The sequence below is a fragment of the Allobosea sp. genome, from assembly GCF_030694325.1.
In the GTDB taxonomy this organism is placed as follows: Bacteria; Pseudomonadota; Alphaproteobacteria; order Rhizobiales; family Beijerinckiaceae; genus Allobosea.
The window spans coordinates 1-11,323 of the sequence record NZ_JAUXYO010000243.1; the positions used below are offsets into that span (position 1 = coordinate 1).

Annotated in this window: 11 protein-coding genes; 1 reads left to right on the forward strand and 10 read right to left on the reverse strand. The window is 68.7% G+C overall.

The window, feature by feature from the left end:
* Positions 1 to 45: 45 nt before the first annotated feature.
* Positions 46 to 1,011 carry a 4-hydroxy-3-methylbut-2-enyl diphosphate reductase gene (gene ispH / locus Q8M82_RS16160; RefSeq protein ID WP_305692352.1) on the reverse strand — a complete coding sequence of 322 codons (966 nt, stop codon included), beginning with the start codon at positions 1,009 to 1,011 and terminating at the stop codon, positions 46 to 48.
* Entirely contained in the window at positions 1,008 to 2,990 is a 1,983-nt protein-coding gene (dxs, locus tag Q8M82_RS16165) for a 1-deoxy-D-xylulose-5-phosphate synthase (RefSeq protein WP_305692353.1), read from the reverse strand. The genes ispH and dxs overlap by 4 nt, the downstream gene beginning before the upstream one ends.
* 254 nt (positions 2,991 to 3,244) lie before the next feature.
* Between dxs and Q8M82_RS16170 the strand changes: the two genes are divergently transcribed.
* The gene (locus Q8M82_RS16170) at positions 3,245 to 3,637 is read left to right on the forward strand and encodes a c-type cytochrome (RefSeq protein ID WP_305692354.1); all 393 of its coding nucleotides are present in this window, start codon (positions 3,245 to 3,247) and stop codon (positions 3,635 to 3,637) included.
* A gap of 81 nt (positions 3,638 to 3,718) precedes the next feature.
* Here Q8M82_RS16170 and Q8M82_RS16175 read toward each other — a convergent pair whose 3' ends face one another.
* The 8 genes from Q8M82_RS16175 to Q8M82_RS16210 form a co-directional block, all read right to left on the reverse strand.
* On the reverse strand, positions 3,719 to 4,624 hold the full coding sequence (locus Q8M82_RS16175; RefSeq protein WP_305692355.1) for a DUF6282 family protein: 906 nt from the start codon (positions 4,622 to 4,624) through the stop codon (positions 3,719 to 3,721).
* Positions 4,625 to 4,652: 28 nt separating this feature from the next.
* Positions 4,653 to 5,390 (reverse strand): amino acid ABC transporter ATP-binding protein, encoded by a 738-nt coding sequence (locus Q8M82_RS16180; protein ID WP_069056311.1) that lies wholly within the window; start codon positions 5,388 to 5,390, stop codon positions 4,653 to 4,655.
* Positions 5,368 to 6,054 carry an amino acid ABC transporter permease gene (locus Q8M82_RS16185; protein ID WP_305692356.1) on the reverse strand — a complete coding sequence of 229 codons (687 nt, stop codon included), beginning with the start codon at positions 6,052 to 6,054 and terminating at the stop codon, positions 5,368 to 5,370. Before Q8M82_RS16185 ends, Q8M82_RS16180 begins: the two co-directional genes overlap by 23 nt.
* 34 nt (positions 6,055 to 6,088) lie before the next feature.
* On the reverse strand, positions 6,089 to 6,763 hold the full coding sequence (locus tag Q8M82_RS16190) for an amino acid ABC transporter permease (RefSeq protein ID WP_069056313.1): 675 nt from the start codon (positions 6,761 to 6,763) through the stop codon (positions 6,089 to 6,091).
* Between the two features lie 178 nt (positions 6,764 to 6,941).
* Positions 6,942 to 7,751, reverse strand: coding sequence for a transporter substrate-binding domain-containing protein (locus Q8M82_RS16195; RefSeq protein WP_305692357.1), 810 nt, complete (start codon positions 7,749 to 7,751; stop codon positions 6,942 to 6,944).
* Positions 7,752 to 7,831: 80 nt separating this feature from the next.
* The gene (locus Q8M82_RS16200; RefSeq protein ID WP_305692358.1) at positions 7,832 to 8,821 is read right to left on the reverse strand and encodes a dihydrodipicolinate synthase family protein; all 990 of its coding nucleotides are present in this window, start codon (positions 8,819 to 8,821) and stop codon (positions 7,832 to 7,834) included.
* Positions 8,799 to 9,968, reverse strand: coding sequence for an NAD(P)/FAD-dependent oxidoreductase (locus Q8M82_RS16205; protein ID WP_305692359.1), 1,170 nt, complete (start codon positions 9,966 to 9,968; stop codon positions 8,799 to 8,801). Before Q8M82_RS16205 ends, Q8M82_RS16200 begins: the two co-directional genes overlap by 23 nt.
* Positions 9,965 to 11,323, reverse strand: a 1,359-nt coding sequence (locus Q8M82_RS16210; protein ID WP_305692360.1) for an FAD/NAD(P)-dependent oxidoreductase, incomplete at its 5' end; no start/stop codon positions are given. The genes Q8M82_RS16210 and Q8M82_RS16205, both read right to left, overlap by 4 nt.

The window sequence follows — 11,323 nt, forward strand, 5'->3', positions numbered from 1 at the left end:
CATCCGCATGATCCAGGAGCCCGTCCATCGCCGTCTCTCCCCGTTTCAGGACGCCATCGCCTCGACCAGGCGCGGCGGCAGGCGGAACACCACCTCCTCGTCGACGCCCTCGAGCTCCCGCACGGTGACCGAGCGGAATCCGCGCAGGCGGTCGATCGCATCCTGGATCAGCCGCTCGGGCGCCGAGGCCCCCGCCGTGAAGCCGACCGTCTCGACCGTCTCGAACCAGCCCGGGTCGATCGCATCCGGCCCCTCGATCAGATGGCTCGCGACGCCGGCGATCTCGCCGACCTCGCGCAGCCGCGTCGTGTTGGAGGAAGAGCGCGAGCCGACGACGAGGATGAGCTCGCACTGCGGCGCCATCGCCTGCACCGCCGCCTGCCGGTTCTGGGTCGCGTAGCAGATGTTGCGGATGTCGGGGCCGACGATCGCCGGGAAGCGCGCGGTCAGCGCGGCGATGACCTCGCGCGTGTCCTGCACGCTCAGCGTCGTCTGGCTGATATAGGCCACCTTCTCGGGATCGGCGACGACCAGCCCGGCCACCTCGGCGGCAGTCGCGACGACATGCAGGCGCCCGTCGATCTGGCCGCGCGTGCCCTCGACCTCGGCATGGCCTTCATGGCCGATCAGCACCACGTCGTAGCCGAGCTGCGCATAGCGACGCCCCTGATTGTGGACCTTCTGGACGAGCGGGCAGGTCGCGTCGATCACGTCGAGCCCGCGCGCCGCCGCCGCCACCTCGACCCCGCGCGATACGCCATGGGCCGAGAAGATCGTGGTCGCACCCGCCGGGATCTGGTCGACCTCACCGACGAAGACCGCCCCCTGCGCGCGCAGTCCCTCGACGACATGGGTGTGGTGCACGATCTCGTGGCGGACATAGACCGGTGCGCCCGCCTGCGCGATGGCGCGCTCGACGATTTCGACCGCCCGCACCACGCCGGCGCAGAAGCCGCGCGGCTTGGCCAGCAGCACCGTCAGCGGGCGCTTGAAGGGCGTCACGGCGTTCATGTCGAAGCCTCGTGCAGCGGACCCGTCGCAGGCGGATGCGCCGGCACCAATCTCAGCGCCGCCGAACCCGCCTGGGCCGCGCGCCAGGCCGCCTGGCTCGGGCGGCACAGCCCCGTCGCCACCGCTACGATTGCCGCCGCGTCGAGCCCCGCCGCCGCATACATGCGGGGCTGGGTATCCTGGTCCTGGAAGCGGTCCGGAAGGGTTAGCGTCTTGATCTTCAGCCCGGCCTCGAACAGCCCGTCATCAGCCAGCGCATGCAGCACGAAGGATCCAAAGCCGCCGACCGAGCCTTCCTCGACCGTGATCAGCGCCTCGTGATGCTGGGCCAGGCGCCGGATCAGGGCCCGGTCGAGCGGCTTGGCGAAGCGGGCATCGGCGACCGTGGTCGACAGCCCCATCCCGTCCAGCGTCTGCGCCGCCTGCAGGCATTCGCCCAGCCGCGTGCCATAGGAGAGGATGGCGACGCGCGTCCCCTCGCGCAGCACCCGACCGCGCCCGATCTCGAGCGGCGCGCCGGTCTCGGGCAGCGCGACGCCGAGGCCCTCGCCGCGCGGATAGCGCAATGCGATCGGCCCCTCGTCATGGGCGCAGGCGGTGGCGACCATATGCACGAGATCGGCCTCGTCGGCCGCCGCCATCAGCACGAAGCCGGGCAGGCAGCCGAGATAGGCAGTGTCGAAGGCCCCCGCATGGGTCGCGCCATCGGCGCCGACCAGCCCGGCCCGGTCGATGGCGAAGCGCACGGGCAGCTTCTGCAGCGCGACGTCGTGGACGATCTGGTCATAGGCGCGCTGCAGGAAGGTCGAGTAGATCGCGCAGACCGGCTTGAGCCCCTGGCAGGCGAGCCCGGCGGCGAAGGTCACCGCATGCTGCTCGGCGATGCCGACATCGAAGAAGCGGGAGGGATGGGCTTTGGCGAAGGCGTCGAGCCCGGTGCCGGAGGGCATCGCCGCGGTGATCGCGACGATCCGGTCGTCCTGCGCCGCCTCGCGCAGCAGCGCCTGCGAGAACACCTTGGTGTAGGCGGGCGCGCCCGAGACTGCCTTCTCCTGCACGCCGCTGGCGACATCGAACTTGACCACGGCATGGTATTTGTCCGCCGTCGCCTCGGCCGGCGCATAGCCCTTGCCCTTCTGCGTCACGACATGGACGAGAATCGGCCCGTTCGGCGCATCGCGCACATTGCGCAGCACCGGCACCAGATGGTCGAGATTGTGCCCGTCGATCGGGCCGACATAGTAGAATCCGAGCTGGTCGAACAGCGTCCCGCCGGTGAGATAGCCGCGTGCATGCTCGACGGCACGGGTGATCTTGGAATCGAGCCCGCGGCCGAGCCTGCGGGTGAGCTGGCGGCCCTGGTCTCGCAGCGAGAGATAGGCCTTGCCCGACAGCAGCCGGGCCAGATGGGCCGACAGGGCCCCCACGGGCGGGGCGATCGACATGTCGTTGTCGTTGAGGATGACGATCAGCCGCTTGCCGAGCGCACCCGCATTGTTCATCGCCTCATAGGCCATGCCGGCCGACATCGCGCCGTCGCCGATGACGGCCACCACATGCCCGTCCTCGCCCTTGAGATCACGGGCGACAGCGAAACCCAGCCCCGCCGAGATCGAGGTCGAGGTATGGGCGGCACCGAAGGGGTCGTATTCGCTCTCCTCGCGCTTGGTGAAGCCGGAGAGGCCGCCGCCCTGGCGCAGCGTGCGGATACGATCGCGACGCCCGGTCAGGATCTTGTGCGGATAAGCCTGGTGCCCGACATCCCAGATCAGCGTGTCGCGCGGCGTCTCGAAGAGGTGATGAAGCGCAACGGTGAGTTCGACCACGCCGAGTCCGGCCCCGAGATGACCACCCGTGACCGAGACGGCGTCGATCGTCTCGGCGCGGAGTTCCTCGGCGAGCTGCCTGAGCTGCTTCACCGTGAGACGGCGCAGATCGGCAGGAACCGTGACGCTGTCCAGAAGCGGGGTATCGGGCATTGCGTTCCCCTTCGCTTACCGTGCCGATATGTCAGTTTCGATTTACATATTGCTGTAAGGCTGACGATACACTACGAAGGACTCGCACGACATGCAATCGCTTTGGTCGTGCTTTTTGGACGGTTGGCCCCCGACGATCCGCAAGAGGCGCGAGGCCCGAAGACCAGAATGAGCGAGGACAGGGTGATCGCCGGAACCGTTTCCCGCGTATCGTCTTGTTGGAATTGGACGAAGTCTCGGAAAGGTCACATGCCATGAGACAGCTTGCCTACGCAGCCGCAGCCGCCGTCGTCACCCTCCTCACCACCCCGGCCCAGGCACAGGACGTCGCCGCCGGTGAGAAGGTCTTTCTGCAGTGCCGGACCTGCCATCAGGTCGGCGAAACCGCCAAGAACGCCGTGGGCCCCGTGCTGAACGGCCTGTTCGACAATCGCAAGGCCGGCACCCACGAGGGCTATACCTATTCGGCGGCCTACAAGTCGCTCGACAAGGTCTGGAGCGAGGAGAATTTCCGCGTCTACATCAAGGATCCGCGCGGCGTCACGCCCGGCACGAAGATGATCTATCCGGGCCTCAAGGACGACGCCCAGATCACCAACCTGATCGCCTATCTCAAGCAGTTCGGCCCGGACGGGAAGAAGAAGTAGCGCGCAGCGTCACCCTTCCCCACGCTCTTCCAACCGACTCGCGCCCGGCCTTTGCCGGGCGTTTTTCGGTGAGCGCCAGCCTCAGGCGAAGCTTCCGATCCGGAAGAGATCGACCGGGTTGGTGGTGTTCATCGCGCGCAGCTCCGCCTCGGAGAAACCGTCCGTTTCCAGCAGCACCATGAATTCCCGGAACGCCTCGACCGGTGGCGCCAGCAGATAGATGCCGGCATCGCCCGAGACGATCGCCCGGTCGCCGGCCGCGCGGATCTTCGGCGTCAGATCCTGCACCGTCTTCGAGGGCGCGCGGTGCTTTTCCTGGTCGACATGGGTGAGCCCGACCTGCGTCGCATGCGTCAGGACGAAGAACGAGAACTCGCAATAGGCGCCGAGGCCGACCAGCGTCTCGATGGTCTGCGTGTCGTAGCCGCCGGCATGGGTGCGCACACGGGCAGCCCCCCGCTTCTTCGCCTCTTCCGCCAGCGCCACGGCCTCCCAGCCATCGACATGGCCGCAATCGAAGACGATGTCGCGCTCGGCACAGAGGTCGATGATCGCGGGCACGGGGTCGGGCACCTTGCCGCTCTCATCTACGCCGAAGGCGGCTTCGAGATAGAGCCCCGTGCGCCCCTCGCGCCGCGCCACGGCCTTGGTGTGATGCGTCGGCAGTGAGAGGAAGCGCGCGCCCGTTCCCGGACCGTAGCCGTAATCGACGGCATTGCGGGCCGCTTCATAGGTCACGCCGCCGGCGGTCGGCTGCATGATCAGCCCACCGAAGATCTCGATGCCGAGATGGCCGAGCTCGGCCGCGGCCAGCGCGGCATAGCCCGACGAGTTCATGAAATTGTCCATCAGCCCGATGGCGCGCATGCCGGCCGCGGCCGCCTGGCGCACCGATTCGAAGATGTTGGCGCTGCGCCCGTTGAGATGCGGGCAGGTGTGGACATGGCAATCCACCGCGCCCTTCAGGTAGTGCATGCCGTAGCTCATCGGGCTCTTCCTTCAGTGCCGCAGTTCTTCAGTGCCGCAGGATGCGGCGGACGAAATCGGCGCAGCGCTCGGTCTGCGGCGCGTCGAAGATCTGCTCGGGCGGGCCGACCTCGACGACCTTGCCGTCGGCCATGAACACGACCTTGCTCGAGATCTCGCGGACGAAGCCCATCTCGTGGCTGACGATCAGCATGGTCATGCCCTCGGCGGCGAGCACGCGGATGGTGTCCAGCACCTCGGCGACGAGCTCGGGGTCGAGTGCCGAAGTCACCTCGTCGAGCAGCAGGATCTCCGGCTTCAGGGCCAGCGCGCGGGCGATCGCGACGCGCTGCTGCTGGCCGCCGGACAGCTCGTCTGGATAGGCCTCGATCCGGTGCGACAGCCCGACCTTCTCGAGCAGGGCGCGGGCCTCCCGCTCGACCTCGGCGGCGTCGCGCTTCTTCACGATGGTCGGCGCGATGGTGACGTTGCGCAGCGCCGTCATGTTCTGGAACAGGTTGTATTGCTGGAACACCACGGCGAAGCGGTCGCGCACCTTCTTCAGCGCTGCCGCGCTGCCATAGTCGACCTGGGCTCCGGCGACATGGACGACGCCGGCATGGGGCTTCAAAAGCCCGGTCAACACGCGCAGCAGCGTGCTCTTGCCCGAGCCGGAGGGGCCGATGATCGAGACGATCTCGCCGCGCTCGACCGACAGCGAGACATCCTGCAGGACCGGCGCCGTGCCGTAATTGGCGCTGAGCCTATCGATGACGAGATGGGGCAAGCCGACGCTCCAGATGCGATGCGAACAGGTTCAGGGGATAGCAGAGGAGAAAATACAGGATCAGGATGGTGCCGAAGCAGATCGCCGCCGAGAAACCCTTCTGGTTCAGGATCTTGGCGGCGTAGGTCAGCTCGACGACGCCGATCTGCGAGGCGATCGAGGTGCTCTTCACCAGCCCGACCGAATAGGTCATCGAGGGCGGGATGATGATCGCCCAGGCCTGCGGCAGGATCACCCGGCGCAATGCGGTCAGCCCGCCCATGTTCATGGTCTCGGCCGCGTCCCACTGGTTCTTGTGCACGGCTTCCAGCCCGGCGCGGATGTTCTCGGCCGAGAAGGCCGAGGCCGAGAGCGCGACCGTGGTGGCGGCGACCGCGAACATGCTGGCGTCAAGGCCGGCGAGCTGGAAGGCGAAGAACACCACCATCAGCTTCACCAGGAAGGGGATGCGCCGGAAGATCTCGACATAGATCGTGGCGAACCAGCGCAGCGGCGCGAAGCCGACGATCCGCTCGTTGCGCAGCACCGCGAGCATGAAGCCGACGAGGAAGCCCAGCCCGCAGCCGACCAGCGAGAGCAGCGCCGTATAGGCGAAGGCCTGCCCGAGGAAGATCAGATTGTAATAGCCGAAGAAGCGCGGCGCCTCCTCGATCAGCGAGGCCATCGGCAGCCCTCCGTCGTCGGACCACGCCGCTCCATCAGAAGACCTTGCCCTTGATGCGGAAGAAATAGCGCCCGACGGCGTAGAGCGCGGCGCTCGCGACCAGGGTCAGGGCGATGTAGTACAGAGCCGCGATCGAGAAGATCTCGAAGGAGCGGAAGGTCTGGGCGTTGATGTTGTAGGTCCGCCCGGTCAGCTCCTCGACGCCGAAGATCGCGGCGATCGAGGTCGTCATCGTCAGGATGATGTACTGGTTCGACAACGGCGGGAAGAGAACCTTGCCGATATGCGGCAGAACGACGTAGCGGATGATCTGGATGCGCGAGAAGCCCAGCGTTTCCGCCGCCTCGATCTCCGCCTTGCGGATCGAGCGAAAGCCCGCCCGCTGGATCTCGGTGAGATAGGCGCCGGCATTGATCGCCATGCCCAGCAGCACGGCCTGGTAGGAGCCGAGCACGATGCCCCAGTCCGGCAGCGCGAAGTACAGGAAGAAGATCTGCACCAGCAGCGGCGTGTTCAGGAAGAACACCACATAGGCCTTGACCAGCCAGCGCAGCGGCCGCGGCCCGTATTCGAGCACCGACGCGCAGACGAGCCCGATCGCCCAGCCGATCACGAAGGCGATCGCCGCCAGCTGCAGCGCCAGCCAGGCGCCGCCGGCGAGATAGCCGAGATAGGGCGTCACCTGCCCGTATTGGAGCGTGTAGGCCATCAGGCGACAGGCCTCGGAAGCCGACCATCAGGCCCCGCAGCCCTCATCCTGAGGAGCCGCGCAGCGGCGTCTCGAAGGATGCTCCCGGAGGCTCCGGTGCCGGCTGGACCATCCTTCGAGACGCGCTCCTGCGGAGCGCTCCTCAGGATGAGGGCCGAGAGGGAAGGCCGATAGCGCATCAGAAATACGGTGTGACGGGCACTTTCGTGTCCATCGGCTTGAGGAACCACTTCTCCCAGATCGCCTCGACCGTGCCGGCCGTATGCAATTCGTAGAGCGCGATGTTGAGCCAGTCGCGCAGGGAATAATTGCCCTTGGCGACGCCGAAGCTCGAATAGGTGACGCCGTATTCCGGCGCAGGGATCACCTTCCACTTGATCGCCGGGAAGATCTTGAGCCGGTAGGCCACCGCGTCGATCCCGTCGAAGGACGCGTCGCCCCGCCCCTGTGCCAGCGCCCGGTCGCGGTCGTTGTAGTTGTCGAGCAGGACGAGCTTGGCCTTGGGCAGGTTCTTCTGGATGAAGGGGATCGCGGTCGTGCCGCGCACCTGGATCAGCGTCACGCTCTCGCTGTTGAGGTCGGCGAGCTTCGTGAACGGCTTCGAATCGGTGGTGACGATCCCGTAATTCTCGGAATGGATCGGCGCGGTGAAGTCGATCACCTTGGCGCGCTCGGAGGTGCGGCTCATCGCGCCCATCACGACGTCGACCTTGTCGGCCACGACGAAGGGGATGCGGTCGGGCGAGCCGACCTGCACGAGCGTCAGCTTGACGCCGAGCTTCTCGGCCACCGCCTTCGCCAGTTCGGGCTCGAAGCCGTCGATCTCGTTCTTCTCGTTGAACAAAGCGCGCGGCGGCAGCGTCGGATTGACGCCGACGCGCAATTCGCCGGCCCTCAGGATCTCATCGAGGGAACGGGCCGAGGCCGGCGCGGTCGCGGCCAGTCCGAGGCAGGCGGCGAGCAGGCAGGCGAAGCGCGACATCGTCATACAAGCCTCCTCAGACAGGCGCATCAGCGCAACTATTGTATACGTTTGGCATGCAATCAGGCCATCGCCCGGCGCGAATGTCAACGCGGGGCGCCGGCTTTTTCGACATGGGCGAGCGCCGACTCGAGCCGGCGGTACTCCTCGGGCGGCAGCGGCGCGAAGGGCGGGCGCACGGCATCGCAGGCGAGCCGCCCGAGGATCTTCAGGCAGGCCTTGAGCCGGGTGGTGGCGCGCCCGCCCGGCGCCTCGCGATAGACCGCGCAGGCGAGCGGATAGATCGCATCGTGCCAGTGCTTGGCCTGCTCCCAGTCGCCCGCTTGCGCCGCGCGCCAGAGCGCCACCAGCGGCGCCGGCGTCACCGCCGCGAGGCTGACCTGGCTACCCTCGGAGCCGATCAGATAGCTCGTCAGCAGATGCTCGTCACCGGAGCCCAGCACCGCGAGATCGGGCCGCAGAGCCTTGGCGAGCCGCCGGTTGGCGTCATAAGTCGCGACCTCCCAGCTGCCCTCCTTGATACCGCAGACGCGCGGCAGGGCGACAAGCCCCGCCAGCGTCGCGGGGTCATAGGGCATGGCGCCCGCCCCCACCGGCGCCTGATAGAGCAGGAAGGGCAGACCGCAGCCCGCCATGGCGTGCCGGTGGTGCAGCAGCGCCGAGTCGCGGTCGCGAAACAGTCCCCAGGCATTGGGCGGGAACAGCAGGATCGCGTCGGCACCCGCCTCCTCCGCATCACCAGCATGCAGCGCCGCGTCGAGGCTCGATTCCGCGTTGACCCCACTGGTCAGGAAGACGCCCGGCCCCAGCACCTCCCGGCAGATCGCGACGACGCGGCGCTTTTCCTCGCGCGTCAGCAGGAAGTTCTCGCCGGCATGGCCGTTGATCAGCAGGCCCTCGATGCCGTCATGCCGCCCGACCGCCGCGACATGGTCGGCGAGCGCCTGCTCGTCCATCCGGAAATCCGGCGTCATCGGGCAGATCGTCGCCGCATGGATGCCGGTCAGGCGCGCGATGGCCGCAGTGACGAGGGCATCGGATGCGGAGGCGGGGTCAGATAGGCTGTGGCTGTTCATCGGTGGCTCGGCCTGCATCGGCGAATGGGGTGGTCGGAGCGGCCGGCGATGCCAGCAGCCGGTCGATCGGGAAGAGCGGGTCGGCGGGCTCCTGCCCGAGGATCCGCTGGGCGAGCAGTCGGGCGATGTAGGGGCCGCTGGTGTAGCCGGAATGGACGCTGCCGCAGATATAGGCGTCGGGGATGCCCGGGATCGGCCCGGCCGCCGGCAGCGCATCGGCCGTCTCGGCTTCCAGCCCCGCCCAGGCGCGCGCCAGCCTGGTATTCCGCAGCGCCGGGATCGCATGGCAGGCGAGGCGCATATTGCCGATCAGGCTCTCGGGCACGAGCTCGACGCCGCCGCGCTCCCGGTCGCCCCGGCCCTGCCAGCCGCCGCCGATCACCACCGTGCCATGCGGATACTGCTTCAGTGACAAAAGCCCGCTGGCGATGCCGACCACCGTGCGCATCACCGGCGCCACGCGCTCGGTCACGGCGAGCTGGTTCACCAGCACCCTGATCGGCAGATGAATGCCGAGCCAGGCCGCCATCTCCTCCAGCCAGACGCCGCCCGCCAGCACGAGCCGCGTCGCCCGCACCGGGCCTGCCGCGGTCTGGACGGCAAAACCGCCCTCCTCGCGCTCGACGCCCGACACGGGCATGTCCTCGCGCAGATCGACCCCGGCCTCGATCAGCGCGGCGCGATAGGCCTGCCCCGTCAGGTAGGCGTTGGCGTAGCCATCGACCTTGCAGTGCCCGGCGAGCAGGACGCCTTCGCCGAGCCCAGGCTCGACCGCGCGCGCGGCGGCTTCCGAGATCAGCTCGATCGGCGCACCCGCCTCGCGGCGCTTGCCGGCGCGGAAGCTGAGCAGCTCGGCCTCGCGCGGCGTGAAGGCGAGCGAGAGCCCGTCGCAGACGACGACGCCGACATCATGCCCCAGCCACTCCCGCGCCGAGGCCCACATCGCATGGGCCTGCAGCGCGTAGGGGATCAGCGCCACCCGCGTCATCTGCATGGTCAGCGTGCCTGCATTCACCCCCGACGCCTCGCGGCAGAGCGCGCCGCGCTCGAACAGCACGGTCCTCATGCCCGCGCGGGCGCAAAACAGCGCCACCGTCGCGCCATGGATGCCGCCGCCGACGATGGCGAGATCGTAGCGTGCGCTCATAGCGGGGCCGGAGTCGGCACGGGAATGTCGGCATAGTCGAACTCGCCGAGCAGATCGGCCAGCGGCACGGGCCGCAGCGGTGGCCGCCCGGTCCAGTAGCCCGCCGCCTCGCGCGAGCCGACATGGCGGGCGAGCAGCGTCGCCGCCGTCTCGCCGCACATCCGGCCCTGGCAGGGGCCCATGCCGCAGCGGGTGAAATGCTTGAGCTGGTTGATCTCGCGCGCGCCGGCCGCGATGGCGGCCTCGATCTCGCCGCGGCGGACATCCTCGCAGCGGCAGATCACCGTCTCAGGCGCAATCGCCTCGACCATCGCCGGGCGCGCCCGCATCAGCCGGTTGATCGCGCCGGCGAAGACCAGTGCCTTGTCGAGCGCGGCGCGCGCCTCCCCTGCTTCCCGGGCGAAGACATCGTCCGGCAGCTGCCCCGCATCCTGCGCCGCGGCCAGCCCCGCGAGCCGCCCCGAGAGCCGCGCCGGCTCGGCCCCCGCCACTGCCGCCCCGTCGCCGACCGCATAGAGGCCGGCGACCGAGCAGCGCCCGAACGCATCGCGCTCCGGCGTCCAGCCACCCGCCTCCGGCGCGAAGCGATGCGCAGCCCGCAGCAGCTTTGGGATCTCGCTGCCGGGAACCAGCCCGTGGCCGATGGCGAGTGCATCCGCTTCGAACACGCGCGAAAGGCCGCCTGTCAGCCGCCCCTCCGCATCGACCGGCGCGACCGTCACCGCCTCGCAGGCTTCCTCGCCGGAGACGGCCGTCACCGTATGGCGAAACAGCACCGGCACGCGCGCCGCGCCCAGCTTCAGCGCCCATCCCAGACCCTGTCGCAGCAGATCCGGCCGGCTCGCCATGGCCGGCAGCGCCTTCAGCCAATCGCCGGGCCCCGACAGATCGATGATCGCCGCGACGGTGCCGCCCCCGGCGACGATCTTGGCCGCGACCGCCGCGAGCAACGGCCCGCAACCAGCCACCACCGTGCGCCGACCCGGCACCATGCCCTGCGATTTCAGCAGGATCGTCGCGGCCGCGAGCCCGATCACGCCGGGCGTCGTCCAGCCCGGAAAGGGCACCAGCCGCTCATGCGCGCCGGTCGCCGCCACCAGCCGCGGCGCCATGAAGCTCTCGCTCCCCGAGGCCGTCACCGCATCGACGCGAAAGGCGCCGGAGATCGACCAGACGCGCGCCCCGCCCTTCCAGATTACAGAGGAGCCGGCGATCGCGTTGCGCAACGCGTCCCCGGCCCGCTCGTCGGCGCCCTGCTGGCCAGGCACGACCGAGAGACCAGCCGGCGGCGCGCGATAGACCTGCCCGCCCGGCGCGGTGGCCTCGTCGAGCAGCACCACCGACAGCCCGGCCTC

Coding starts and splice junctions, on each gene's coding strand:
- Q8M82_RS16200 (WP_305692358.1), bottom strand. CDS start 8,821: ATGAACAGCCACAGCCTATCTGACCCCGCCTCCGCATCCGATGCCCTC.
- Q8M82_RS16190 (WP_069056313.1), bottom strand. CDS start 6,763: ATGGCCTACACGCTCCAATACGGGCAGGTGACGCCCTATCTCGGCTAT.
- Q8M82_RS16185 (WP_305692356.1), bottom strand. CDS start 6,054: ATGGCCTCGCTGATCGAGGAGGCGCCGCGCTTCTTCGGCTATTACAAT.
- ispH (WP_305692352.1), bottom strand. CDS start 1,011: ATGAACGCCGTGACGCCCTTCAAGCGCCCGCTGACGGTGCTGCTGGCC.
- Q8M82_RS16205 (WP_305692359.1), bottom strand. CDS start 9,968: ATGAGCGCACGCTACGATCTCGCCATCGTCGGCGGCGGCATCCATGGC.
- Q8M82_RS16170 (WP_305692354.1), top strand. CDS start 3,245: ATGAGACAGCTTGCCTACGCAGCCGCAGCCGCCGTCGTCACCCTCCTC.
- Q8M82_RS16195 (WP_305692357.1), bottom strand. CDS start 7,751: ATGACGATGTCGCGCTTCGCCTGCCTGCTCGCCGCCTGCCTCGGACTG.
- dxs (WP_305692353.1), bottom strand. CDS start 2,990: ATGCCCGATACCCCGCTTCTGGACAGCGTCACGGTTCCTGCCGATCTG.
- Q8M82_RS16175 (WP_305692355.1), bottom strand. CDS start 4,624: ATGAGCTACGGCATGCACTACCTGAAGGGCGCGGTGGATTGCCATGTC.